This is a genomic window from Nocardioides terrigena (assembly GCF_003047265.1).
GTDB lineage: Bacteria > Actinomycetota > Actinomycetes > Propionibacteriales > Nocardioidaceae > Nocardioides > Nocardioides terrigena.
In genome coordinates, this window is the sequence record NZ_PZYY01000001.1 from 582917 (window position 1) to 605940 (window position 23024).

General features: G+C 72.9%; 25 protein-coding genes. 9 read left to right on the top strand and 16 right to left on the bottom strand.

The features are described 5' to 3' along the window. Window positions 1–65 precede the first annotated feature (65 nt). A complete protein-coding gene (locus DAE25_RS02725; RefSeq protein ID WP_107764667.1) occupies window positions 66–998 on the bottom strand; it encodes an acyl-ACP desaturase in 933 nt (310 codons plus the stop codon). 164 nt (window positions 999–1162) lie between these two features. Between DAE25_RS02725 and DAE25_RS02730 the strand changes: the two genes are divergently transcribed. Further along, window positions 1163–2233 (top strand): NAD(P)-dependent alcohol dehydrogenase, encoded by a 1071-nt coding sequence (locus DAE25_RS02730; RefSeq protein ID WP_107764668.1) that lies wholly within the window; start codon window positions 1163–1165, stop codon window positions 2231–2233. A gap of 143 nt (window positions 2234–2376) precedes the next feature. After that, window positions 2377–3810, top strand: a complete 1434-nt coding sequence (locus DAE25_RS02735; RefSeq protein ID WP_107764669.1) for a hypothetical protein — start codon at window positions 2377–2379, stop codon at window positions 3808–3810. A 117-nt stretch (window positions 3811–3927) separates the two neighbouring features. Here DAE25_RS02735 and DAE25_RS02740 read toward each other — a convergent pair whose 3' ends face one another. Next, window positions 3928–4302, bottom strand: coding sequence for a PH domain-containing protein (locus tag DAE25_RS02740; protein ID WP_107764670.1), 375 nt, complete (start codon window positions 4300–4302; stop codon window positions 3928–3930). A gap of 301 nt (window positions 4303–4603) precedes the next feature. Here DAE25_RS02740 and DAE25_RS02745 point away from each other — a divergent pair, with 301 nt between their 5' ends. Beyond that, window positions 4604–6097 (top strand): cryptochrome/photolyase family protein, encoded by a 1494-nt coding sequence (locus DAE25_RS02745; RefSeq protein WP_107764671.1) that lies wholly within the window; start codon window positions 4604–4606, stop codon window positions 6095–6097. On the opposite strand, the gene DAE25_RS02750 is transcribed toward DAE25_RS02745, so the two are convergent. The 3 genes from DAE25_RS02750 to DAE25_RS02760 are packed head-to-tail and all read right to left on the bottom strand — an operon-like array spanning window position 6081 to window position 8120. Continuing rightward, window positions 6081–6491 (bottom strand): nitroreductase/quinone reductase family protein, encoded by a 411-nt coding sequence (locus DAE25_RS02750; RefSeq protein ID WP_107764672.1) that lies wholly within the window; start codon window positions 6489–6491, stop codon window positions 6081–6083. The two genes, DAE25_RS02745 and DAE25_RS02750, sit on opposite strands and share 17 nt — an antisense overlap. Before the next feature lie 10 nt (window positions 6492–6501). Continuing rightward, window positions 6502–7254, bottom strand: a complete 753-nt coding sequence (locus DAE25_RS02755) for a phosphatase PAP2 family protein (protein ID WP_107764673.1) — start codon at window positions 7252–7254, stop codon at window positions 6502–6504. Then, window positions 7236–8120, bottom strand: a complete 885-nt coding sequence (locus DAE25_RS02760; protein ID WP_107764674.1) for a 2-oxo acid dehydrogenase subunit E2 — start codon at window positions 8118–8120, stop codon at window positions 7236–7238. The genes DAE25_RS02755 and DAE25_RS02760 overlap by 19 nt, the downstream gene beginning before the upstream one ends. Before the next feature lie 153 nt (window positions 8121–8273). Between DAE25_RS02760 and DAE25_RS02765 the strand changes: the two genes are divergently transcribed. Continuing rightward, window positions 8274–8462 (top strand): DUF1918 domain-containing protein, encoded by a 189-nt coding sequence (locus DAE25_RS02765; RefSeq protein ID WP_107764675.1) that lies wholly within the window; start codon window positions 8274–8276, stop codon window positions 8460–8462. Here DAE25_RS02765 and DAE25_RS02770 read toward each other — a convergent pair. From DAE25_RS02770 to DAE25_RS02785, 4 genes are all read right to left on the bottom strand, one after another. Continuing rightward, on the bottom strand, window positions 8459–9625 hold the full coding sequence (locus tag DAE25_RS02770; RefSeq protein WP_107764940.1) for an endonuclease: 1167 nt from the start codon (window positions 9623–9625) through the stop codon (window positions 8459–8461). The two genes, DAE25_RS02765 and DAE25_RS02770, sit on opposite strands and share 4 nt — an antisense overlap. A 76-nt stretch (window positions 9626–9701) precedes the next feature. Continuing rightward, entirely contained in the window at window positions 9702–10154 is a 453-nt protein-coding gene (locus DAE25_RS02775; RefSeq protein WP_234410807.1) for a hypothetical protein, read from the bottom strand. Window positions 10155–10210: 56 nt separating this feature from the next. Continuing rightward, the gene (locus DAE25_RS02780; protein ID WP_107764676.1) at window positions 10211–10717 is read right to left on the bottom strand and encodes a flavodoxin family protein; all 507 of its coding nucleotides are present in this window, start codon (window positions 10715–10717) and stop codon (window positions 10211–10213) included. Further along, window positions 10714–11517 carry a hypothetical protein gene (locus DAE25_RS02785; RefSeq protein WP_159083529.1) on the bottom strand — a complete coding sequence of 268 codons (804 nt, stop codon included), beginning with the start codon at window positions 11515–11517 and terminating at the stop codon, window positions 10714–10716. The genes DAE25_RS02780 and DAE25_RS02785 overlap by 4 nt, the downstream gene beginning before the upstream one ends. A 226-nt stretch (window positions 11518–11743) precedes the next feature. Here DAE25_RS02785 and DAE25_RS02790 point away from each other — a divergent pair, with 226 nt between their 5' ends. After that, window positions 11744–12244, top strand: a complete 501-nt coding sequence (locus DAE25_RS02790; RefSeq protein ID WP_107764678.1) for a mycothiol transferase — start codon at window positions 11744–11746, stop codon at window positions 12242–12244. A gap of 483 nt (window positions 12245–12727) precedes the next feature. On the opposite strand, the gene DAE25_RS02795 is transcribed toward DAE25_RS02790, so the two are convergent. The 7 genes from DAE25_RS02795 to DAE25_RS02825 form a co-directional block, all read right to left on the bottom strand. Next, a complete protein-coding gene (locus tag DAE25_RS02795) occupies window positions 12728–14167 on the bottom strand; it encodes a glycoside hydrolase family 26 protein (RefSeq protein WP_107764679.1) in 1440 nt (479 codons plus the stop codon). Beyond that, window positions 14146–14580 (bottom strand): ATP-binding protein, encoded by a 435-nt coding sequence (locus DAE25_RS02800; protein ID WP_107764680.1) that lies wholly within the window; start codon window positions 14578–14580, stop codon window positions 14146–14148. Before DAE25_RS02800 ends, DAE25_RS02795 begins: the two co-directional genes overlap by 22 nt. Further along, entirely contained in the window at window positions 14573–14908 is a 336-nt protein-coding gene (locus DAE25_RS02805; RefSeq protein WP_056887786.1) for an STAS domain-containing protein, read from the bottom strand. Before DAE25_RS02805 ends, DAE25_RS02800 begins: the two co-directional genes overlap by 8 nt. After that, the gene (locus DAE25_RS02810; RefSeq protein WP_107764681.1) at window positions 14905–16926 is read right to left on the bottom strand and encodes a glycosyltransferase family 2 protein; all 2022 of its coding nucleotides are present in this window, start codon (window positions 16924–16926) and stop codon (window positions 14905–14907) included. The genes DAE25_RS02805 and DAE25_RS02810 overlap by 4 nt, the downstream gene beginning before the upstream one ends. Beyond that, complete coding sequence (locus DAE25_RS02815; protein ID WP_107764682.1) at window positions 16923–18200, bottom strand: PP2C family protein-serine/threonine phosphatase; 1278 nt, start codon at window positions 18198–18200, stop codon at window positions 16923–16925. The genes DAE25_RS02810 and DAE25_RS02815 overlap by 4 nt, the downstream gene beginning before the upstream one ends. 126 nt (window positions 18201–18326) lie before the next feature. Beyond that, window positions 18327–18752: a DUF2237 family protein gene (locus DAE25_RS02820; RefSeq protein WP_107764683.1), complete on the bottom strand. Its 426-nt coding sequence runs from the start codon at window positions 18750–18752 to the stop codon at window positions 18327–18329. Continuing rightward, complete coding sequence (locus DAE25_RS02825; protein WP_107764684.1) at window positions 18749–19132, bottom strand: SRPBCC family protein; 384 nt, start codon at window positions 19130–19132, stop codon at window positions 18749–18751. The genes DAE25_RS02820 and DAE25_RS02825 overlap by 4 nt, the downstream gene beginning before the upstream one ends. Window positions 19133–19329: 197 nt before the next feature. Here DAE25_RS02825 and DAE25_RS02830 point away from each other — a divergent pair, with 197 nt between their 5' ends. Genes DAE25_RS02830 through DAE25_RS02845 form a run of 4 tightly spaced genes read left to right on the top strand, consistent with a single transcriptional unit; the run spans window position 19330 to window position 22944 of the window. Beyond that, window positions 19330–20391: an acyl-CoA dehydrogenase family protein gene (locus DAE25_RS02830; protein ID WP_107764685.1), complete on the top strand. Its 1062-nt coding sequence runs from the start codon at window positions 19330–19332 to the stop codon at window positions 20389–20391. Then, the gene (locus tag DAE25_RS23010; RefSeq protein ID WP_159083530.1) at window positions 20385–21767 is read left to right on the top strand and encodes a bifunctional PIG-L family deacetylase/class I SAM-dependent methyltransferase; all 1383 of its coding nucleotides are present in this window, start codon (window positions 20385–20387) and stop codon (window positions 21765–21767) included. The genes DAE25_RS02830 and DAE25_RS23010 overlap by 7 nt, the downstream gene beginning before the upstream one ends. Further along, the gene (locus DAE25_RS02840; RefSeq protein ID WP_107764686.1) at window positions 21764–22462 is read left to right on the top strand and encodes a glycosyltransferase; all 699 of its coding nucleotides are present in this window, start codon (window positions 21764–21766) and stop codon (window positions 22460–22462) included. The genes DAE25_RS23010 and DAE25_RS02840 overlap by 4 nt, the downstream gene beginning before the upstream one ends. Window positions 22463–22494: 32 nt before the next feature. Continuing rightward, window positions 22495–22944, top strand: a complete 450-nt coding sequence (locus DAE25_RS02845; RefSeq protein WP_234410808.1) for a winged helix-turn-helix domain-containing protein — start codon at window positions 22495–22497, stop codon at window positions 22942–22944. The last annotated feature ends 80 nt before the right edge of the window (window positions 22945–23024 follow it).

The following is a 23024-nucleotide window of genomic DNA, read 5'->3' on the forward strand; positions in this document are numbered from 1 at the left end:
CTCACACCTCAACCACCGAAGGCGGTCGCTCGCACCTCGAAGGGGCGAGCCTCCGACGAGGTGAGTCAGGCCTGGCGGGCGGCCTTCTTGGCCGCAGCCTCGGCCCGCCGCTCGACGAAGCGCGTGGCCTCGCCGTCGAGCGCGGAGACGGCGGCGGCGAGCTCGTCGCGCGCCTTCTCCCCGTCCTCGTCGAGTCCCTCGATGTCCCAGACGCCCCACTGCCGCAGGAGCGGGGAGACGATGTCGTCGTGGTGGATGCGGAGGTCGTAGATGCCGGCCTTGGCCATCGCCACCGCCTTGCGGGAGAAGCCCGGGATGATGCTGCCGGGCATCTCGAAGCCGACGACCTCCTCGGTGATCGCGCGCATCGTCTGGCTGGGCGCCATCTCCAGCGCCGCGGTGACGATGTTGCGGTAGAAGATCATGTGCAGGTTCTCGTCCTTGGCGACGCGGGCGAGCAGCTTCTCCGCGATCGGCTCCTCGGTGTAGCGCCCGGTGTTGCGGTGCGACACCCGGGTGGCCAGCTCCTGGAAGGACACGTAGGCGCAGACGTTGAGCACGGACTTCTCCGTCGCCTCGTAGCCCGTCTCCATCGTCTCCATCCGGGCCCGTTCGAGCTCGACGGGATCGACCCCACGGGTGACGAGCAGGTAGTCGCGGATGCAGAACGCGTGCCGTCCCTCCTCAGCCGTCCACCGGTTGACCCACGTGCCCCAGGCGCTGTCGCTTCCGAAGGCCCGGTCGATCTCACGGTGGTAGCTCGGCAGGTTGTCCTCGGTCAGCAGGTTGACCTCGAGCGCCGTCCGGGCGACGGGGGAGAGCTGCGACTGAGCGACCTCCCACGGGTCCCCGCCGAGGTCGGCGAAGTCCCGCCCGAGGCTCCACGGCACGTACTCGTGGGGCATCCACTCGTCCGCGATGGCCATGTGCCGGTCGAGGTTGTCGGCGACCACCGGCTCGAGCTCCTTGAGCAGCTGGTCGGTTTCGAGTGCAGCCATGATCCATCTCCTCCACGGGCGGACGTGGGGGCTGCGGCCCTCACCGTCCCTGCCTACACCTCCTGCGGCCCGGTGAACAGGCCTGCAGCGCGTCTCGACGGTGAAGTGCCTCGGGGTGCTTCGTGGGCGGATCCTGTTCGGGGCACCGACATAGCGTCGACGGCGTGACCCACCCCGAGACGACGAACCCCACCCCTTCCACCGGCTACCGCGCGACGACCACCCCCGGGCAGGTCGAGCGCTTCGACTTCGAGCGTCGCGCGCTGCGACCCGACGACGTCGAGGTGCGGATCACCCACTGCGGCGTCTGCCACACCGACCTGCACGCGCTGGGCGGTTCCGCGGAGGGACGCGGAGACGTGCCCCTCGTGCCGGGCCACGAGTTCGTCGGCGAGGTCGCGGCCGTCGGCTCGGACGTGACGCGCTTCGTGGTCGGTGACCCGGTCGCGGTCGGCAACATCGTCGACTCCTGCGGGGAGTGCCGCATGTGCTTGGCCGGCCACGAGAACATGTGCGTCGACTTCCCGACGCTCACGTACGGCGGTCGCGACCGGATCGACGGCACGCCCACGCTGGGCGGGTGGTCCTCGTCGTACGTCGTCCGCGAGACCTTCGTCTACCACCGCCCGGCCGGGCTCGACCCCGCCGCCGTCGCCCCGCTGATGTGCGCCGGCATCACGGTCTGGGAGCCGATGCGCAGCTGGGGCGTCGGGCCCGGCACGCGGGTCGGCGTGGTCGGGCTCGGGGGCCTCGGCCACCTGGCGGTCAAGCTCGCCGTCGCGCTCGGTGCCGAGGTCACCGTCTTCACGCGGACCGCCGACAAGGCGGACGACGCCCGAGCGCTCGGCGCCCACCGGGTCGTGGTGTCGACGGACGAGGCGGAGATGGCCGCGGCGGGCGACAGCCTCGACCTGGTCCTCGACTGCGCTCCCGCCCAGCACGACCTCGGGCCCTACTTGAGGACCCTCGACCTCGACGGCACGCTCGTCACCCTGGGCTACCTCGGCGCCTCGGACGTCGACGCGATGGACCTGCTCCGCGCCCGACGGCGTCTCGCCTCGACCGGCAGCGGGAGTCTCGCGCGCACCCAGGAGCTGCTCGACTTCTGCGGCGAGCACGGGATCGTGGCCGACGTCGAGGTGCTCCCGTCGGCCCAGGTCGGCAGCGCCCTCGAGCGGCTGGCCGCGGGGGACGTGCGGTACCGCTTCACGCTCGACATGGGGGACCTCGGCTGAGGCTGGTCCTCACGCGGAGGTGGCGATCCCCACGGTTCGCGCGCTCTCCACAGGTGCTCAGCCGACGAGGCCGTCGTTGTCGGTGGTCGGTGATCTCCTCATGGCTCGGGGTCGACCGCCGAGCCAGGAGAGAGACGAAGCCCATGCAACCTGACCACGACCGCCTTGACCGACGGCCGTTCTGGACGGTCCAGTCGGTGTTCGACCCGGACGGCGAGGGCGGTGACTTCGCCTACACGATTGGCCTGCACGATCGCGGGCTGCCCGAGCTGCACCTGTGGGCCCGCCCCAACCGCGGCGTGGACCCCGGAGAGGACTGGATGCTCAGTCCACATGACCGGACGGTGCTGCTCAACACCTTGGCCTGGCGACTGCTGGATGGCGCCCTCGCGGTGGGTGACACGTGGAGGGAGAAGTTCGACGCGGGCGTCGCGGTCGCGGACTTCGAGCTCTGCCCGCCGGCGGACCGGGAGCACCTGGAGGCGTTCGGCATCGCTCCCGGAGCCAAGGTGCTACCGGTGTCCTGGTCGCTCACCCGCCCCTTGGAGGGGGCGCTCACCCCGCTCACGCCGGCCGCCCGCACGCGCGCCGAGCGCGACCTCCGCGACGCTGTGTCCGCGCTCGCAGACGCCCGGCGACAAACCCCACCCTCATCGTGGAGACCTGCCGCGGCGCCGACCTTCGACCCTCGCCAGCCCTTCGGCCCCCTCACGGCCGTGGTCCAGGCGCGGGGCGCCCAGCTGTGGGGAGCGAGCCGCACTCAGCTCAACTGCCTGCTTCGCCACGCGGTGGATGTCGAGATCGGAGGTGGCAGCGTGACCTTCCCCGCCTCCTCGGCCGCGGCCTCGGCGCGGTCGGTCGGACGTACCCGCGCACTGGAGGAGCTTCGGGAGGCAGCGGAGGCGCTCGTGCAGAGGGTCACCGGTTTACCTCGATGGCGTCAGACGCTGGACTCACTCCTCGGACCCGGCCCACGGGAGTCCCGCGAGGAGGCGTCGGTGGTTCGCCTGCTCCGCGACGTGGTGCTGGCGTTGCTCTCCGCCGAGGCGGTGGCTGATGTCATCCCCCACGAGTGGCTGCTGGCGGCGCGCGGGCCGTGGCTCACCGCGTTCGGTCCGCATGGCGAGCTCCCGGGCCCGGAGTGGTCGGCGTCTCCGACCGTGCTCGACGCCGTGCGCGGACTCCTCAGCCCGCTCGATGCCCGCCAGCTCGGGGTCATTGCGGCCGGCCACAGGCTCAGCGGCGACGGCGTGGTGATCGGGCACGAGGGGTACGCCGACCTAGTCCACAAGCTCAACGGCTGGGCCCTCGTCGGCTCCGCAGGCTGCCCCTGGCGCGGGACGCTGGACCAGTTGCCGGCGTGGGGTCCGCTGCTCGAGGGTGTCGCCGGACCCGGGGTGCGGGTGGAGCTCGCCCCGCTTCCCGAGTTCCAGGAGTGGGCCAACTGCCTGACCGCCGCCTTGACCCACCGGCCGCGGCTGTCAGCCTCGGAGGTCAGGGCGTTCACGCTTCCATTCGAGGACCTGCTGCCCGGGCTCGTCCGCCTCCTCGACGAGCCGTTGACCGCGGCGTCGTGATCGGAGCTGGGTGACTCGTGGCCAGCCGCGCTGGCATCGCGACCAGCGATCACAACCGCCGGGGCGTGGGTGGGGGATCGGTGTCGTCAGGTGATCCGACCCCACACCTACGTGGCTTCAGAAGGCGCCGAGGACTGCCGAGGAGATCAGGTGGTCAAGTCGGCGGATGTCGACGCCCTTGTTGAGCTTGACCTTGATGTGGCCGGCGCGGGTCCACAGCTCGAGCTCGGCGTTGAAGTCAAGCATTCGTCCCGCGTTCTCCGAGGACCACATGTTGATGGCGGAGTAGGGGAGCGAGTACATCTCGACCTTCTTGCCGGTGATCCCCTGTGCGTCGCGGACGATGAGCCGTTTGGTGGTGAAGACCGCGCTGTCACGGAAGGTCTTGTAGGCCATGACCGGCTTCTCGCCCGAGACGAGGATGGGGCCGATGTCGTCCGGGATGGGGATCTCCGACACGAAGGTCCAGGCCAGGATGGGTGCGCTCTCCACGAGATTCTCTCCTTGGTTGATGAGTGTCCAACTTTGCGTGAATGGCACTCAGGCTCGCTGGCGAACGATCACATCCGGTCGATGGGTTTGAGGCTCGTGGCGAGCAAGGGAGTTGGGTGTGGGATCGGTGTCACCAGGTGGCACCGATCCCACACCTTCCTCGCGGCGGGGGTTTCGAGGCTCGCTTGCGCTCGCACCTCAACCACCGAGGGGGCCTGCTTCGCTCGCACCTCAACCACCGAGGGCGGGCTGGCTGCGCTCGCACCCCGACCACCGAGGAGGGCGTGCCTAGGGTGGCGCCATGACGACGCGGTGGCTCTTCGGCGACCAGCTCGGGCCGCACTTCACCGACGACCACCGCGGCCCACTGCTGATGGTGGAGTCCAAGGCGGTCTTCCAGCGCCGCCGCTTCCACCGGGCCAAGGCGCACCTCGTGCTCAGCGCGATGCGGCACCGCGCGGCCGACTTCGGCGACCGGCTCACCTACGTCCGCGCCGACACGTACGCCGAGGTCGTCGGGCAGCACGACGACGTCGAGGTCGTGCACCCCACGTCGTACGCGGCGCTGGGCCTGGTCGAGCGGTTGGACGCCACCGTCCTGGAGCCGCGTGGCTTCGCGACCCCGCGGGCGGACTTCCAGCGCTGGGCCGCCGGCCGGGGGGCCAAGCGGCTGCTCATGGAGGACTTCTACCGGCGGGCCCGGCAGGCGCACGGGGTCCTCATGGACGGCGGTGAACCGGCCGGCGGCCAGTGGAACTTCGACCACGACAACCGCCAGCCGCCGCCCAAGGGCGCGGCCACCCTCGGCGTCACCGAGCCGTGGTGGCCGACCGAGGACGACATCGACGCGGAGGTGCGCGAGGACCTGGACCGGTGGGAGCGCGACGGCGAGGTGGCGTTCATCGGCCGCGACGGCGTACGACGCTTCGCCGCGACGCGGCGGGAGGCGCTGGCCGCGCTGGACCACTTCGTCGAGCACCGGCTGCCCGACTTCGGCGCGCACGAGGACGCGATCCTCGAGGGCGACCCGTGGATGGCGCACAGCCTCGTCAGCGCCCCGATGAACCTCGGGCTCCTCGACCCGCTCGAGGTCGCCGAGCGCGCGGAGGCGGCGTACCGCAGCGGGGCTGCTCCGATCGCGAGCGTCGAGGGCTTCGTGCGGCAGGTCATCGGATGGCGCGACTACGTGTGGCACCTCTACTGGCACCAGGGCGACGGCTACCGCCGGAGGAACGCGCTGCGCGCGCAGCAGAAGATGCCGCAGTGGTTCGCCGAGCTCGACGGCGACGCGACCGACGCCCGCTGCCTGTCCCACACCCTCGACCAGGTCGCCGAGCACGGGTGGGTCCACCACATCCCGCGGCTGATGGTGCTCGGCTCCTACGCCCTCCAGCGCGGGTGGGCGCCGACGCAGGTGACCGACTGGTTCCACCGGGCGTTCGTCGACGGCTACGACTGGGTGATGGTGCCCAACGTGGTCGGGATGTCGCAGCACGCGGACGGCGGGGTGATGGCGACCAAGCCCTACACGTCCGGCGGCGCCTACATCAACACGATGAGCGACCACTGCGGATCGTGCCGCTTCAACCCCAGGGTGCGGGTGGGCGACGACGCCTGCCCGTTCACGGCGGGCTACTGGTGGTTCCTCGACCGGCACCGTGAAGAGCTCGCCGGCAACCACCGGATGGCGCGGGCGGTCAACGGGCTGGACCGGTTGAAGGACCTCGAGGAGCTCGTCGAGCAGGAGGACGTGCGGGGCAACCGGGCGCCGAGGAAGGTCAGTGGGCGGGCGTGAGCGCCACGACGGCGATCCGCCGGGAGACCTTGGCCTGGTAGGCGTCGAAGTCGAACATCTCGTTGAGCCGCGCCCACAGCCGCTCGCGCTCGGGGCCGTCCACCTCGACGCCGGTGACGGCGGTGGTCAGCCCATCCACCTCGACGGACGCGGGGGAGCCGGAGCGCAGGTTGAGCCACCAGCCGGGCTCCCAGTCGGCGCCGCCGTTGGAGGCGACCACGATCCAGCGGCCCTCGTCGCGCAGGTAGAGCGCCGGCGTGGTCCGCTGTTGCCCGCTCTTGCGCCCGGTGGTCGTGAGGTAGAGCAGGTCACCACCGCGGAAGCGGCGTAGTCCGACGCGGCGTACGAACCAGTTGGCCACCCGGTTGACCCGCACGAAGAGTGCTCGACGCATGTCTCGCACGCTAGCGGCCGGCGGGCGGTTCGTCACCGGTGCGCGCGATCCGGTCGGCCACCCACAGGCCGAGGACGGCGACGGCCACCCCCGCCGGGAGGTCGAGCACCCAGTGGTTGCCGGTGGCGACCACGACCCAGGCCATCAGCAGCGGGTGCAGGACGCACCACGCGCGCACCAGCACCGAGTCGGTCACGCCGAGGACCACGACCGACACCACCACGAGGTAGCCCACGTGGAAGCTCGGCATCGCCGCGATCTCGTTGGCGATGCCCACGGGCCGCGCGGACGGCTCGACGAGGCTGGACGCGATCGGGTCGGCGTACCCCAGGTCCGTCAGCCGCGGCGGTGCCAGCGGGTAGAGGAGGTAGACGGCGAGCCCCACCAGCCCGCCCGCGAGCAGGGCGTTGCGCAGGCGCGCGTACGCCGGGGGGTGACGCAGGTAGAGCACGACCAGGGCCAGCGCCACGACGGGCAGGTAGCCCCAGACGTAGAACCACGCGCCGAACGTGCCCAGCCACGGCACGGCGCGGACCGCGTCCTGGGCGGCGTGCTCCCAATCGAGGCCCCACGCCACCTCGAGGGCCAGCAGGTCGTGGGCGTGCGAGACCGCGAGCGCCAGGTCGTCGAGGGTCAGCCAGCGGACGGCCAGGTTGGCGACCAGCGCGACCACGACGATGCCCACCTCGACGAGCAGCCCGGCCAGCCCCGGTCCGCGGGTGAGCAGCAGCGAGGACCGTCCGCTCAGTGAGGGGGCGGCCATACCGGGACGAGGTCGTCGACGGTGAGGTCGGGGTCCGCCAGGAGTGCCGGCTCCGAGACGAGCCGGCGGAACACCTCAGCCGTCCGGGCGAAGTAGAAGCCGTCCGAGGCGCGCTCGTCGAGGGTGTAGACGAGGTCGACGCAGGTGCGCGCGACGACCTGCCCCGCGTCGTCGACGACCGGTTGCGGAGCGACCCGGCCGATGGCGACGAAGATGCTCGCCGAGCCGGGCTCGTAGAGGTGGTGGAAGGGCGGGGCCACCCCGATCGAGCCGGTGTTGACGACGTACACGCTGGTGTAGAGCGGGATCGCGCCGGTCAGCGCCGCGGGCATCAGGTTGTGGTAGTCGAGCCAGCGGATCGAGGAGGCGATGCCGTTGAGGACCGGCCGCGGCCACGACGCGAAGAAGTCGACCAGCCGGTCGTCCCCGCCGCGCGCGTGCTCGCGCTTGCCGTGCACGCCGGCGTCGACGAGACGGCGTACGTCGTCGACGCTCTCGCGACCGGTGAAGACCAGCCGGGCCTCGGACTCCGGGGCGTCGTCGCGCATCCCCTGCTTGACGATGAAGGAGATGCTGATGTCGGTGTGCTCGTAGGTGCGGCGGCCGGCGACGAAGCGGTTCATCTCCGGCCGTAGCCGCAGGGTCCGGGCGATGGCGGCGAGGAAGACGTGGAAGAGGGTGACTCGCTCCTCGTGGGGGCGGCCGGCGTTGGTCTCCGCGAGCCATGCGAGCAGCCCGTCGACCTCGATCCGCTGCGGGAAGAAGACCTGCGACCCGATGCGCGTCCGCATCAGGTAGGGAACGATCCGCCGGAGCGCAGGCAGGTCGTCGACGTACCGTCCGTCGCGCCGTTGCCTGAACGCCATGACTGAGAGTAGGCCCGGTGGAGGGCGGCCGCGCGGCGTCGGCGGAACCGGGCTGAAGGACCCTTGTGGTGGCGTCCCCGGCGGAGCATCGTGGGAGGAGGCGGACGCCCGCTCGGGGCTGCCCGCGAGGCAGACAAGAGGCAGGTGGGTGTGATGCACGCTCAGGTGGGCGACAGCCTGGTCGCCGAGAGCAACAAGGTCGACGCGCCCCGTCGGCAGGGCGAGATCATCGAGGTACGCGGTGAGGACGGCGCGCCGCCGTACGTCGTGCGGTGGGGTGACGGGCACGAGGGCCTCGTCTTCCCCGGCGCCGACGCGCACGTCCTCCCGGCCGGTTCCTAGGCGGCGAAGATGGACGTCGCCCACTCGGGGTGGTCGACGAACGGGTTGCGGTTGCCCTGCCACTGCGCGTGGATGCGGTCGTTGCGACGCATCTCGAAGGCGTCGACCGGGTCGGCGCTGTTCCAGGCGAGCAGGACGTCGAGGTCGCCGAGCCGCGGGACCGCGCTCCCGGAGACCGTGCTGAGCTCGAGGTCGTAGAAACCGTCGTCGCCGGAGTAGCGCACCGCCATGTAGAACAGCATCCGCGCCACGTCGCCCTTGACCGCGTCGCGCGGCTCGAAGGAGTCGGCGTCGGTCCGGCAGTCGGTGCAGCCCGACACCGCGGTGCCGCCGTTGTCGAAGTCCTTGTTGCCGCGGGTGCCGTTGACGGTCACGTCCTCGGCGCGCAGGTGGTGCAGGTCGGTGCCGGGACCGGCGCTGGTCGTGAAGCCGCCGCGCGACTGCGCGAAGACGTGCTCACGGTTCCACTGGCCGGCGTTGCCGCCGTTGCTCGACTTGGAGATCGAGCGTCCGGTGTAGAGCTCGATGACGTTGTTGGTGTTGGCGGGGTCCTGGTCGGTGTCCTTGAGCGCGGTCCACACGGCGTCGTACGACAGCGTCGTCTGGTTGTCGATGATGTCGTGCAGCGAGGTCCGCAGCGCGGTGCCGGTCTTGCCGATCGCAGGCGCGTAGTAGGTGCTGTCCCAGGGACTCGTGCCGCCGGTCGGGGGTGGCTCGGTCGTGCCGCCGCCGGCGAGCGCGAAGGCCGACGTGCTGGTCATCCCGGGGTGCGAGAAGTACGCCGACAGCGCGCCCGTCACGTCGATCTGCTTGCCCATCAGCGACGGGTTGGTCTTCAGCCCCCACTGCGAGCGGAACGCCGAGGGGATCTGCACGTAGAGCATCTGCGACGTGTTGGTCTGGCTCGCCGAGTCCGCGATGGCGAGCGCGTAATCGTTGGGGAAGCCGGACCTCACCACCGTGCTGGTGGCGGTCGGCTGCCCGACGACGTAGCCGCGCACGGCCTGCGACGAGCCGTTCTGCTGCCCGATGGCCTGCGACACCGTGAGCGGTGTGGCGGCCTGCGCGGCCGGCATGGTCGGCGAGGTGGGGGAGAGGAGGACGACGAGGGCACCGACGAGCGCGAGCGCAAGCGCCCGACCCGTCCCGAGATGACGGTTCATGGCCGGGAGCCTGCCGTACGACGGCCGCTCGCGGAAGGGCATGCGGTGACCGGTCGGCGTACGGCCGGGAAACGGGTCAGACGGTGCCGTCGGCGTCGTCCGGCGTCGCCTCGTGTCCCTCGCGTCCGCGGGTGCGGCGCAGCTCCTTCATCTCGGCCTCGAAGACGTGGCGTCGCCCGTCCATGAGCTCGTCGATCGCGCGCTGCTGGATGCCCTTCGCCTCGGCGTAGAAGCCGTCGTCGAAGGCCTCGACCATCTGGAAGGACCACATGCCCGGCAGCGGGTTGCGGCCGAGCACGCCGCGGTCCAGTGCGTCGGCGATGTCGTCGTGGCCGGCGTCGCGGACCATGGCGGTCGCCTCCTCGAGGGTGCTCTCGGCGCTGCCCATCAGGCGGTGGAAGGCGTAGAGGTGACCGCGGGCGTCCTCGACGTGGTCGAGGGCGGCGGACAGCTTGCCGAGGGCCTCGACGGTGGCGTCGGTGACGCCCTCGGGGCGGCGGTGCTCGGGGGCGGGTTCGTCGTGGGTCACGCCATCGAGCATCACACGGCTCGGGAGGGCCCGCCACACCCGCGGGGAGCCCGCGGTCAGTCGTGCGCCGCCGTCGACCCGGCCAGGGACGCGCCCCACGTGCGGGCCCGGTCGAGCTCGCCGTCGGACAGCGGCCCGTCCATGTCGTCGACGAAGAAGCTGGCCGTCGCGACCAGCTGTCCGAGGTGGTGGCGGCGTACGTCCCTGCCGGCAGCCTTGGCCGCGGACCCGGGCAGGTGCTTGACCGAGCCGACGCGGGTGTCGAAGGTGGCCACGTCGACGGGTTCGGGGGCGACGACCGTGCTGAGCCACTCCCGGATCCCGCGCTCGACGTCGCGGGAGTCGGCGCCCTTGCCGACGGCGTCGCGCCGGGTCGAGGCGCGGCTCATCGAGAATGCGTGCGTCGGCCCGCCCACGACGAGGAGGTCGAGGTCGGCGGGCAGCCGCTCGGGTGCGTCGGCCACGTCGACCAGCGTCACCTCGTCGCCGAGGCGCTCGGCGACGGCCTCCGCGACCGCCCGGGTGTTGCCCCACATCGACTCGTAGACGACCAGGGTGTTCATGAGGACTCCTCCGTGAGGGCGCGCCACCAGCGGGTGACGAGCCAGCTGCTCACGACGAGCAGCAGCAGGGTGGGACCGGCGTCCGGTCCGAGGTCGACGGGGCCGTCGGTGGCCAGGGCATAAGCCGGCCCGGCCCACAGCGCGACGAACAGCGTGACGATCTTGATGAGCGCCACCACGGCCAGCGGCGGCCCGAGCCGGTGTCCGCGCAGCAGCATCACGCCGACGGCGGCAATGGCGGGGAGCACGACGACGAGGTCGAGCACGAAGACGGGGTACGGCGCGCCACCGAGGCCCTCGGGCTCCGGCGGGCTCCCCCCGAACGCGTACGGCAGCAGCGTCGACAGCCACAACCCGGCGAACAGTACGGCGACGACGATCAGCATCCAGCCCGTCCCGTGGCGCAGCCGGGTCGAGGCGGTGGTCGGCCAGCGCATCGAGGCCAGGCGCCACAGGCCGGCGAGGAGGGCGGCCCCGGCGACCGACTCGAGGACGACGTAGACCAGGAAGACCTGGTTCATCGGGACGCCGATGAGGTAGATCGCGTAGCTGTAGACGACGTAGGCGAGCAGCCCCAGCCACGCCAGGAGGCGCGTCGGCGTCAACCGGGCCGGGAGCGCGAGGAAGACCAGGCCCACCGCGACCAGGAGGCTGACGACGTCCTGCCCCTGGGCGGCGAAGACGGTGGCTTCTGGCAGGTCGCGGTAGGGCTCGTCGGCGAGCAGCCCGTACGCCGAGGCGGCCAGGATGCAGATCGCCACGAGGTAGCTCGCGCCGAGCATCACCTGGGCGCGGGTCACGGACCGGACGGGACTGCCCGGCCGGCTCACCGCGCTCCGCGACGGGGCCATGACGTGTCCCTCCCTCGGGGCACGCGCTGTGCCCTCGTCCCCATCGTCGTGCTGCGCCGGAGCCTGTGGCAGGGACCTCGGTCACGGGAGGGATCGCCGTTGGTCCCGGTGCCAGGCTCGGTGGCAGCCTCCGCGCCTGTTCCGCGGCGGTCGGGCGCGGCGTACGGTCGGGAGCATGGACGCCCGCGCACTCCTGACCGACGGCTTCGGCCGCATCTCCGAGCTGTACGCCGACCTCGCCGACGGGCTCGATGAGCAGGCCCTCCACCACCGCCCGGGCGGCACGGGCAACCCGGTCGGCTGGCTGTTGTGGCACGTCGCGCGCGGCCAGGACCACCAGGTGGCCGGGTTGTCCGGCGAGCCGCAGGTCTGGGAGTCGTGGCAGGCGCGTCTCGGCATGAGCCAGGGCCTCGACGACATCGGCTACGGACACACGAGCGCGCAGGTCGATGCGGTGCGCATCGCGGACCCGGCGCTCCTCCTCGACTATCACCGTGATGTCGCCGCAGCGACGAGCGCCTACCTCGCCCGCGTCGACGAGGACGAGCTGGACCGGGTCATCGACCGGCACTGGGATCCGCCGGTCACCGTCGGAGTGCGGCTGGTGAGCATCCAGGGCGACTGTCTCCAGCACCTCGGGCAGGTGGCGTACGTGCGCGGATTGCCAGCGGTCTGACGCGACCCGGTCGCTCGTGCTTGCGCGGGTGCGCAGCTCTGGGGGACGGGCCGGGTCGGTTGCCTGCGCGGGTGCGCAGCTCTGAAGACCGCGACAGGTCGGTTACCTGCGCGGGTGCGCAGCTCTGACGGGAGGACTGCTCTCGTTGCCTGCGCACGTGCGCAGCTACGACGGGCGGATCGGTCCCGTTGCCTGCGCATGTACGCAGGGAAGAGCGCGATGGTGTGTGCTCATACCTGTGCAGGTGCGCAGGCAAGGGCGGGACCTTCGTCCGTATGCCTGCGCGGGTGCGCAGGAAAGAGGAAGACCAGGTCCCCATTCCTGCGTGGCTGCGCAGGCAAGGGTGCGAGCGCTGTCTCCAGAGCTGCGCACGTGCGCAGGGAAGAGCGGGACCCGGGTCGCCATGCCTGCGCGGGTGCGCAGGGAATGTTGCGAGCGCTGCCCCCAGAGCTGCGCACCTCCGCAACCGGGCGGCTGGCGGCGTCAGGCCTCGGCGGAGGAGCGCCGCCGGGTGATGAGCCGGTAGAGCAGGTAGCCGACTGCGATCAGCCCGAGGCCGACCGGGACCCAGTCCGCCGAGGGCACCGCCGGTTCCCCGTCGTCGGAGGCAGAGCCGTCCGCCCCGGACCCGTCTGCCACGGAGCCGTCGGACCCGGATTCTGCAGCAGCGGGGGAGGACCCGTCGGTGGACCCCGCCTGCGGGTCGACGACCCGGGTCACGGGTCCGAGCGCGACGTCGGAGGCATCGAGATCCGCGCGCAGAGCACCGGCCAGGCCGGGCGTGTGGGTGGCCCGCCAGTCCGCCACCTCGTCGTCGATCTCCGCCTCGGGCCGGGTGAGCTCCAGCCAGCTGATCGCCCCGATGGCGGGGCGGCCGGCGGCGCCGGCCAGGACCTGGCGCCACCAGGCCCGCTTGAGGCGGCGCTCCGAGTCGCCGCGGTCGTACGCCGTGTTGTAGAGCGCAGACGTCTCCACGAGCATCGGTCGCGTCCGGCTCGCGTAGCGGTCGTGGAACGACTGGCGCTGCTGCTGGACGCCGTACCCGAACCGGTCGTCGAGGCGGGCCTTGAACGCGCCGGCGGCGGGGGCCGCGTTGTTGCCGAAGTCCTGGCGGTCGCCGTAGTGGTAGAGCGACAGCCCCACCCAGTCGACGTAGCGGTCGCCGGGGAAGTAGGGGTCGTACGGGTCGTCGCCGTCATCGACGGTCCCGTTGCCATCGGTGTCGAGGACCTGGGCGATCCGCTGGCCGGCGGCGTCGACGGCGCCGTACGAGCGACCGAACGGGTAGCCGGCACCGTAGGCCGGGGCCCACACCATCTCGGCGTGCCCAGCCCGGCTCGCTCCCGAGTCGGAGCCCGAGTCCGCCGCGCCCGAGCCCGAGTCCGTGATGCCGTGCACCGCGTCGGCCACCGTGCGGAAGGCGGCGACGTAGCGGTCGGGCTGCTGGCCCCAGATGACCCACGAGCCGTTCATCTCGGGGGCGAAGCGGACCAGGAAGTGGGTGTCGAAGTGGTGGTGCAGGTCGGCCAGCTCCTCGGCCAGCACCGCGGCGTCCCGCGAGGTCAGCGACGTGAGGGAGACCTGCGGCTCGAGGGTGAGCACGGCGACGGCGCCCTGGGTGGCTGCCAGCTCGGCGAACCCGGCCAGGTAGCCCCGGTCGTCCTGCGTCAGCGGGTAGCGGACCCGCTGGGCGTAGAGCGACGGGGTCTCCCCGAGCCGCTCGGCGTACTCGTCGGGCAGGTCCTCCTCCCAGTCCAGCCCGGGGCCGAACCACGGCTGGCCCGGAGCAGGGGAGGGGGCGGTGTCGTCGGCGGCCGAGGGCGCGGTCGCACCCGTCACCACGGCACCACCCAGGACCACCGTGCCCAGCAGGGCAGCGAGCGCGCGCCGACCGACCCCGGTCAGTCGGCGTTCCGGTGGCACATGAGCCTCCAGTGGTTGCGACCCTCGACCCGCTCGTAGCCGACCTCGTCGACCGCGGCGACCGCCAGCGCGAGGCCACGCCCGGACGTGGCGTCCTCGTCGGGCATCGTCACCGCCCCGAGGTCGATGGCGGCGGGCAGCCCGTTGTCGGAGAGCACCGCCTCGATCCGGTCGGGACCCAGTGTCAGCGCCACCGTGAGCAACCGGCCGCGGGCGTCGGCGTCGAGCTCGAAGGCGTGCTCGACGATGTTGCCGACGATCTCCACGAGCGCCATCTCGAAGCGGATCCGGTCGGCGGCCGACACGGACTCGTCGTGGGCCCAGAACGTCTCCAGCCGGTCCTGGACGAGGTCCAGGCTCTCCGGCTCGACGGGAGCCTCGAAGGACTCGACCGCCCCGCGGGCCTCATCCATGGAACGCGCCCTCGACGTCGTCGCGCGGACGCAGCACCTTGTCCATGTTGGTCAGCTTGAAGACCGTCAGCACCGACTCCGTGGGACGTGCGATGCGCAGGTCCCCGCCCGCCTGCCGGGCGGTCTTGAGCCCGGCGACCAGCGCGCCGAGCGCGGACGAGTCGAGGAACGTGGTCTCCGCGAGGTCCACCACGATCCGGGAGGTGCCGCCCTCGACGAGGCCGGTCAGGGTCTCGCGCAGCTGGCGGGCCGCGACCATGTTGAGCCGGCCCCGGGGGACGACGACGCCGATCCCGTCGTCGGTCGTGCGGACGTCGAACTCGATCATGCTGCTCCTTCGTCGGACGTGCGGGCCGCCGTGGCCCCGTCGGTGGTGGTCCCGGTGCCAGAGGTCCCGGTGGAAGCGTCCGGCTCGAAGCCGCGGTAGCGCACGGCCTGGATGATCACCGAGAAGACCACCAGGTCGAACACGACCCACACCATGTTGAAGATCGTGCCGAACGGACTGGCCTGCCCTAGCGCGAGGCGGACCCCGCCCACCACCAGGGCGAGGACCAGCAGGCCCATCGCGACCAGCTGCGGCTTGACCAGGTCCCAGCGCAGGCCGGTGTCCTCGCGCTTCTCCTTGGGCGTGACCGCGAAGTCGAGCGAGCGGCCCAGGAAGACGTTGCCGAAGGCCGAGGTGAACGACCGGATCCAGACGGGGAAGAGGGCCAGGGAGTACTGCTGGCCCCGCCACGTCGGCCGGCCGTCGGCGACCACGAAGAACAAGAGCTGGTTGATCAGCAGGAAGGGCACCAGCCGCACGAAGAAGTCGGTGCTGAGCGCCTGCACCGGGAGCACGCCGAGCGTCAGGTAGGCGATCGGGGCGGCGATGTAGACGAGCGCGGCGAACCCGGAGAGATAGCTCCACATCGTCGCGAAGTACATGAGCCGCTGGGCCAGCGTGAGCCCCTTCTGGACGAGCGGGTTCTCGCGGAACATCACCTGCACCGTGCCCTGTGCCCAGCGCAGCCGCTGGGTGAGCATGGTCTGCAGGTCCTCGGGCGCGAGCCCCTCGGCGAGGATCTCGTCGTGGTACGCCGAGCGCCAGCCGAGGCCGTGCAGCCGCATGCAGGTCGCCATGTCCTCGGTCACCGAGATGGTCGCCATCGGCATCACCGGCTGGGCCTCGCCGCCCAGGTCGACGTCGATCGAGCGGACCAGGGCCTCGACGGTCTCGACGGCCCCGAGGGGCGACCACTCGCGGTCGGCGAGCTGGAGCAGCGCCGACTCGTCGATCGTGGCCAGGCTGAGGTCGGGGTCGTCGGCCAGCCGGTCGAGGCCGGCGATGATCGCCAGGTCCTCGTTCAGGGAGCGCAGGTCGGCGCCGACCAGCTCGCGGCGGGTCGCGGCCACCCGCTTCTGGAAGCGGTAGGTCACGTCGAAGAGCGCCTCGCCCCGGTCGAGGTCACGACGGGCCCGGGCGATGTCGTAGTCGATCTCGTCGAGCGCCTGACGCACCTCGACCTGGTCGGGAGCCAGGTCCTTGCGCGCCTGGCCGATGACGGAGCGGGCCGTGCGCAGCGCGCGGTGCACGCCGACCTCGACCTCCCCGGCGTACCGCGAGACGCCGAGCTGCATGAGCGCCTCGCGCCGGATGACGGCGTTGGAGCCGCAGAAGAAGGCGGCGTTCCAGCCGTCCTTGCCCTCCTGGATGGGGCCGTAGAACAGCGGGGCCTGGCTGCCGAGCGGGTCGTGGTCGGGGACGTTGACGAAGTACTGCGGCGTCTGGACGAGGCCCATCCGCTCGTCGCGGAAGTAGCCGAGGGTGCGGTCGAGGATCTCGGGCTTGGGGACCATGTCGGCGTCGAGGATCAGCAGGAACTCGCCCTCGGTCGCCAGCAGGGCGTTGTTGAGGTTGCCGGCCTTGGCGTGCCGCGGCATGTCGGTCCAGTCGGCCGAGCGGGTGATCCAGCCGATCCCCTCGGCCTCGGCGCGGGCACGCAGCTCGGCGCGGTTGCCGTCGTCGAGGATCCACGTCCGGTGGGGGTAGGTGATGCGCTGGGCGGCGCGGGCGGTGCCGAGGACGAGGTCGAGCGGCTCGTTGTACGTCGCGATGAAGACGTCGACGGTCAGGTCCGGCTCCGGCACGGGGGGCTCGCCGCGACCCTTGAGCTTCCACACGGTCATGCCGAAGAGGAGTGAGTCGATGAGGCTGTAGGTCTCGGCCAGGACCAGGGGGACGGCGATCCACCAGGCGTCCCAGTTGACGGAGAAGAGCCACCGCCAGGCGACGTAGTTGACGCCCAGGATCGCGGTGAGGAGCGCGACGATGCGGACGACGAAGCGACGCGCGTCGCTCACCGCTCGCCCTCGGACCGGCGGTACACCGCCACGGCGGTGACGTCGTCGAGGCTGACCTGCTCGGTGGCGAGCTCGCGCACGGCGAGAAGCAGGCTCGACGGCTCCTCGTGCGCGGCCACCAGGCGACCGACCTCGTGCCACCACTCCACCTGGTCCGCGAGGAGGTCGAGCAGCCCGTCGCTGAAGACGAGCATCCGGTCGCCCGGTGCGAGGTGGCCGCGGTGCTCGGTCCAGGTGTCGTCGGGCAGGATCCCGATCGGCCGGTCGCTGCTCTGCAGCCGCTCGACGGAGCCGTCGGTCCGGACCACGACGCACAGCCCGGCGCCGGCGTCGACGTACCGCAGCGTCCCGTCGGCGACGTCGATCGCGCACTGGAAGAGGGTCACGAAGGACTCGCCGCGGTCCAGGTCCTCCTGCAGGGTGCGGGCGACGCGGTACGTCGTGCTGCCGAGGTCGGCGCCCCCAACGACCTCCGGGTGGGTGCTGCGCACGGCGGCGCGGACCCCGGCGCCGACGAGTGCGGCGCCGGTGCCCTTGCCCATCACGTCACCGAGGCCGATGTGCACCACGCCGTTGTTCACCGCGAAGTCGAACAGGTCCCCGCCGACCGCCAGGGCCGGCAGGCAGATGCCGTCGACGTGCCAGTCGTCGCGGTGGATCGGGGCGGCCGGGAGCATGGCCTTCTGCACCGTGCCGGCGCGGAGCATCTCGCTGGACCCGACGAGCTCCGACTGGGCCCACGCGGCGAGGTCCTCGAGGGTCTCGAGGTCCGAGCCCGGCATGGTCCGGGGGGCGTGGTCATAGACGCAGAAGACCCCGACGACGTTGCCCAGCTGGTCGGTGAGCGGGACACCGGCGTAGAAGCGGATCCCGTCGTTGACCACGGCCGGCAGGCCGGCGAAGTCGGGGTCGAGGGACGCGTCGGGGACGACCGTGAGGCGGGCGTTGTGAGTGGTGCGTGAGCAGAAGGTGTCCTGCCGGGGCATCAGGGGGATGTCGAAGCCCTGCGCGCTGGGGAACCAGGCCTGGTCGCCGTCGAGCACGGTGATCGACGACCAGGAGGCGTGGAACACCCGGGCGGCGAGCCGGGTGATGCGGTCGAACCGGTCGTCGCGCTGCTGGCGCACCGGGGCGCTGAGGCCGAGGCTGTCGACCGCGCGTTGGCGACGTCGCTCGACGCCCGCGGGGAGGTCGGCCCGGTCGGCCCTACGGCGACGTTCGACCCCGCCGGGGGGTGCGTCACGTGGCGCCTGACGGCGATCCTCCGAGAACATGCGACTGCCTTCAGTGCGACACCAGTGGGACGCGAGTCAATCTAGCGGGTCATGCGCTTCGGTAAAGAGGACTAGGGAAAGCCGGCACGATCGTCCACCGAACGGGACGAGCCAGGTGAAGACAGGTCAGCCCCAGGCGCTCAGGTCGGGTGGCACGTCGACCGAGTGCTCGCGCAGGATCTCGATCTCGACCACCTCGAGGGCGCGCTCCGAGGTGGACGCGAGGACGACCGGTGCGGGCACGCCCGCGGCGTACGCCTGGAGCCAGCGCGCGGCGACGACGCACCAGCGGTCGCCGGGCACGAGGCCGGGGAAGCCCCACTCCGGACGCGGGGTGCTGAGGTCGTTGCCGACGGCCTTCTGGTGGGCGAGGAACTCCTCGGTCATCACCGCGCACACCGCGTGCAGGCCCACGTCCCGCGGACCGACGACGCACGAGCCGTCGCGGTGGAAGCCGGTCATCGGGTCGGTGCCACAGGGCTCGAGCTCGCCGCCGAGGACGTTGCGCTCGGGCGCTGCGCCGGGCACCGCCTCCGGCGCGGAGTCCGTCATGCCGACACCAGCCGGCGCAGGGCCAACCGGGCCAGCGGGGCGTAGGCGCGGACGAGCAGCGCGGGCGCGTGGACGTCGGCCCAGGCGGTGCAGCCCTCGAAGGCGACGGGCCGGTCGATGCCGTGGTCGAGGACGACCGACAGCGGGCCGACGCCGACCCGCCACGTCCACCGGCGGGCGGCGGGGTCGACGGAGACGATGGTGAAGGGCACGCGCAGGGGGAACGGGCCGTGCACCACGCCGCGGTCGCCGGGGGCGATGCGCCCGCTGACGCCGCGCACGGCACGGATCTGGGGCGCCCACTCCGGCCACGCGGAGGTGCGGGTGTACTGCTCCCAGGCGTCGTCCGCGGGGCGCGGACCGCTGGCCTCGATGCGCATCGCGCCTCCCTCTCACGTCGCGCCGGCGGGCTCCCTCGGACCGGCCTCGCCATGCTGTCACGCCCGCGAAGCCACAGCGTCCTCGTGCAGGGCACGTCACACCGCGGGCACCCGTCGGGATGGTCCCGGCGCTCGACACGATCACTAGCGTCGGGGGCAGGACGTATCCCCGCGCGTCCGCCCACCCGAGGAGCTCCATGGCCGCCGAGCCACGCCGTCCCGAGCAGCCGGCCCGCCCGGTCCTGCTCACCGAGCCGACCGCCGCGCAGCGCGACGAGCTGACGACGCTCGCCGGACGTGCGCGGGACGCGGCCGCCGACGTGCCCGCCGCCATCGCCCTCGCCGCCGAGGCCGGGGCGTCGCTGCCGCACCCCGGCTCCGGGTCGACGGCGCACCTCTGGTCGGCCCTCGCCACCCTCGGTGCCGCCGACCTCACCGTGGCGCGCGTGCTGGAGCCGCACCTCGACGCCCTCGCGATCCTCGGCCAGGCCGGGCTTCCGGTCGCCCCGGGCACGTGGGGCGTGTACGCCGCCGAGGGTCCCGGCACGCCGCTGCAGGCGCACCCCGACGGGTCGTCGTGGACGCTGACCGGCCGCAAGCACTGGTGCTCTCTGGCCGCGCACGTCGACCGCGCGCTCATCAGCGCGTGGGCCGGCGAGGAACGACGCCTCTTCGAGGTGGACCTGCGAGCGCCCGGGGTGACCCCCGTGCCGGGCACCTGGGTCGCCCGGGGGCTGCCGGACGTCGACTCCGGTCCGGTCGACCTCGACGCCGTGCCGGCCGGTGCGGTGGGGGAGGCCGGCTGGTACCTCGAGCGCCCCGGCTTCGCGTGGGGCGGGATCGGCGTCGCCGCCGTCTGGTACGGCGGGGCGGTCGGCGTCGCGCGCCGGATGGTGGCTGGTGCGACCGGGGGCCGCACGCCCGACCAGGTCGCCCTCATGCACCTCGGTGCCGTCGACGCTGCGTTGCACGCGGCGCGCTGTGCGCTCGCCGACGCGGCCGCGGCCATCGACGCCGGGCGGCTGCTCGGGGTCGAGGGGGCCCGGGCCGCGCTGCGCGTCCGGCAGGTCGTGGCCAGCGCGACCGAGGAGGTCCTCACCCGGTCCGCCCACGCGCTCGGTCCGGGTCCGCTGGCCACCGAGGAGGAGCACGTACGCCGGGTGGTCGACCTCGAGCTCTACGTGCGGCAGTGGCACGCCGAGCGCGACCAGGCCGCCCTCGGTGGCCTGCTGCTCGACGACCCGGACCCGGCATGGTGACCGCACCCGTCCCGGGCTCGGCGACCGGCCTTGGGACCGGCCCTGGGACCGGCCCCCACTTCCGGCACGACGAGGAGGGGACCCCGGCTGCGGCGTGGTCGCGCGCGCTCGCCGACCACCCGCTGCCCGACCTCGACCTGGCCGACCTCGAGGCGGCGGGCCTCGGCCGGCTGGTGGTCGTCGGCGCCCACCCCGACGACGAGACGCTCGGCGCCGGGGGCCTGGTGCACCTCGCGGGGCGCGCCGGCTGGGACGTGCTGGTGGTCTCGGCGACGGCAGGGGAGGGGTCCCACCCCACCTCCCCGACCCACGACCCGGGCGCGCTGTCGGCCCGCCGGCGCGGCGAGCTGGAGCGGGCGGCGGCGCTGCTCGCCCCCGGCGCGGAGGTGGTGTGTCTCGGGCACCCCGACGGCGGGCTGGTCGACCTCGAGGAGGAGCTGGTCGCCGCGATCGTCGACGCCGTCGGGGACGCGGGGGAGCACACCCTGCTGGCCGCGCCCTGGCGCCATGACGGGCACCCCGACCACGAGGCCGTGGGCCGGGCCGCCGCCGTCGCCGCGCGGCGTACGGACGCACGACTGGTGGAGTACCCCGTCTGGATGTGGCACTGGGGCACCGCGCAGGACGTGCCGTGGCCCGACGCCCGCGGCGTGCGGCTCGACGCAGGAGCCTGGGAGGCCAAGCGGGCGGCCGTCGCCGCGCACGCCAGCCAGGTGGCCCCGCTCTCCGACCGGCCGGGCGACGAGGTGCTGCTCGGCCGGGCGCTGCTCGCGCACTTCGACCGCGACGTGGAGGTCGTCCTCGAGCCCGCGGCACCCGCCGGCGACGACGCGCTGGACCGCGTGCACCGCGACCGGGACGACCCGTGGGACGTGGACGGGTGGTACGAGCGGCGCAAGCGCGCGATCACCCTGGCCAGCCTGCCGCGCGAGCACTACGGACACGCGCTGGAGGTCGGCTGCTCGGTCGGCGCGCTGGCCGTCGACCTCGCGGCGCGCTGCGACGACCTGCTGGCCCTCGACTCCAGCGAGGCCGCGGTGGAGGCCGCCCGCACCCGGCTGGCCGGCACCGACCACGTCGTCGTACGCCGCGCCGAGGTGCCGGCGCAGTGGCCGGCGGGCCGCTTCGACCTGGTGTCGGTGTCGGAGGTCGGCTACTTCCTCTCCCCTCACTCGCTGGCAGAGCTGGTGTTGCGGGCGTGGGAGTCGCTGGCCCCCGAGGGCCACCTGCTGCTGTGCCACTGGCGCCACGACCTGGTCGGCTGGCCGCTCGACGGCCCCGCGGTCCACGACGCGTTCCTCGCGGGCGGCGCGCGGGTGCTCGCCGAGCATCACGACCCCGACTTCGTCCTCCACGTGCTCGGCAGGGCCTCGTGACCACGGTCCAGGCGCTGGCGGTCGTCGTCCCGGCCCGTGACGAGGAGCGGCTGCTGCCCGCCTGCCTGGACTCCCTGGCGCTCGCGGTGCAGGCACTCATCGATGCCCGTCCGACGATCGCCTGCCACGTCTTCGTGGTCCTCGACTCCTGCGTCGACGGCACCGCCGACGTCGTCGCCGGCCGTCGCGGCGTCACCGCGGTCCCGGTGGCGGCAGGGCAGGTCGGGGCCGCCCGTGCCGCGGGGGTCGAGGCCGCCGCCGGGTGGGCGCGTGGCGTCGCCCCGTCCCGGGTGTGGGTCGCCAGCACCGACGCCGACACCGTCGTGCCGCCGCACTGGCTGACGGCGCAGGTCGACCTGGCGGGCGACGGCCACGCCCTCGTCGTCGGCACCGTGCTGCCCGACCCGCGGGACCTCACCGACCACGAGCACGCGCTGTGGCGCGAGCGGCACGCGCTGGGGGACGGGCACGAGCACGTCCACGGGGCCAACCTCGGCTTCACGCTCGCGGCCTACCGCCGGGTGGGCGGGTTCCCGCACCTGCCCGTCCACGAGGACGTCGGGCTGGTCCGGGCGCTGCGCCGGTCGGGCGTGCCGTGGATCGCCGCCGGCGGTCTCGCGGCGGTCACCTCCGGGCGTCGCGAGGCCCGCGCCCCGCACGGCTTCGCGTCGTACCTCGACGGCCTGGGCGCTTAGGTCGGCGCGACGGCCCGTTACCCTCGTCCCTGATGGCTGACGAGTACTGCGACCTGTGTGACCTGCCCAAGGCCCACTGCATCCACGGGATGCCGCCCGCGCCCCCGCCGGAGGCGCGGCCCGCGCCCACCCGGGCGACGGTCCGCAAGGCGAGCACCCCGCGAGCGTCCACGGCCTCGACCCCCGCGGCCCCCGTCCGCCGTGCTCCGCGCCGGTGGACCCAGCCCGAGGCCATCGCGCCGGTGATCGTGGCCGTGCTCGACGAGGCCGGCGGCGAGCTCCCCGCCGACGACGTGCTCGAGGCGGTCGAGGCGCGCATCGGCGAGCAGCTCCTCGAGGGCGACCGGCAGCTCACGCCCGAGGGTGAGCTGCGCTGGCGGTACGCCGCGCGACGGGCCCGCCAGCAGCTGATCCAGCAGGGCCTGATGGCCAAGTCCCGGCCTGGGATCTGGGAGCTCACGGCCGCCGGCCGGACCTCCTGACGCCGGGGTCGCTACCCCACTTCTCGTCCCAGCGGAAGCGGACACTCGGGCATTTCTCAACTTGTCTGCCCCAGTATTGG

Excerpts from the sequence above, each read along its gene's own strand:
- DAE25_RS02825 (WP_107764684.1), bottom strand. The coding sequence starts at position 19,132 with ATGCGCATCGAGGCCAGCGGTCCGCGCCCCGCGGACGACGCCTGGGAG.
- DAE25_RS02800 (WP_107764680.1), bottom strand. The coding sequence starts at position 14,580 with ATGGATGAGGCCCGCGGGGCGGTCGAGTCCTTCGAGGCTCCCGTCGAG.
- DAE25_RS02770 (WP_107764940.1), bottom strand. The coding sequence starts at position 9,625 with ATGAACCGTCATCTCGGGACGGGTCGGGCGCTTGCGCTCGCGCTCGTC.
- DAE25_RS02760 (WP_107764674.1), bottom strand. The coding sequence starts at position 8,120 with ATGGCGTTCAGGCAACGGCGCGACGGACGGTACGTCGACGACCTGCCT.
- DAE25_RS02725 (WP_107764667.1), bottom strand. The coding sequence starts at position 998 with ATGGCTGCACTCGAAACCGACCAGCTGCTCAAGGAGCTCGAGCCGGTG.
- DAE25_RS02735 (WP_107764669.1), top strand. The coding sequence starts at position 2,377 with ATGCAACCTGACCACGACCGCCTTGACCGACGGCCGTTCTGGACGGTC.
- DAE25_RS02815 (WP_107764682.1), bottom strand. The coding sequence starts at position 18,200 with ATGTTCTCGGAGGATCGCCGTCAGGCGCCACGTGACGCACCCCCCGGC.
- DAE25_RS23010 (WP_159083530.1), top strand. The coding sequence starts at position 20,385 with ATGGTGACCGCACCCGTCCCGGGCTCGGCGACCGGCCTTGGGACCGGC.
- DAE25_RS02755 (WP_107764673.1), bottom strand. The coding sequence starts at position 7,254 with ATGGCCGCCCCCTCACTGAGCGGACGGTCCTCGCTGCTGCTCACCCGC.
- DAE25_RS02745 (WP_107764671.1), top strand. The coding sequence starts at position 4,604 with ATGACGACGCGGTGGCTCTTCGGCGACCAGCTCGGGCCGCACTTCACC.
- DAE25_RS02805 (WP_056887786.1), bottom strand. The coding sequence starts at position 14,908 with ATGATCGAGTTCGACGTCCGCACGACCGACGACGGGATCGGCGTCGTC.
- DAE25_RS02830 (WP_107764685.1), top strand. The coding sequence starts at position 19,330 with ATGGCCGCCGAGCCACGCCGTCCCGAGCAGCCGGCCCGCCCGGTCCTG.
- DAE25_RS02750 (WP_107764672.1), bottom strand. The coding sequence starts at position 6,491 with ATGCGTCGAGCACTCTTCGTGCGGGTCAACCGGGTGGCCAACTGGTTC.
- DAE25_RS02845 (WP_234410808.1), top strand. The coding sequence starts at position 22,495 with ATGGCTGACGAGTACTGCGACCTGTGTGACCTGCCCAAGGCCCACTGC.
- DAE25_RS02780 (WP_107764676.1), bottom strand. The coding sequence starts at position 10,717 with ATGAACACCCTGGTCGTCTACGAGTCGATGTGGGGCAACACCCGGGCG.
- DAE25_RS02765 (WP_107764675.1), top strand. The coding sequence starts at position 8,274 with ATGCACGCTCAGGTGGGCGACAGCCTGGTCGCCGAGAGCAACAAGGTC.
- DAE25_RS02790 (WP_107764678.1), top strand. The coding sequence starts at position 11,744 with ATGGACGCCCGCGCACTCCTGACCGACGGCTTCGGCCGCATCTCCGAG.
- DAE25_RS02820 (WP_107764683.1), bottom strand. The coding sequence starts at position 18,752 with ATGACGGACTCCGCGCCGGAGGCGGTGCCCGGCGCAGCGCCCGAGCGC.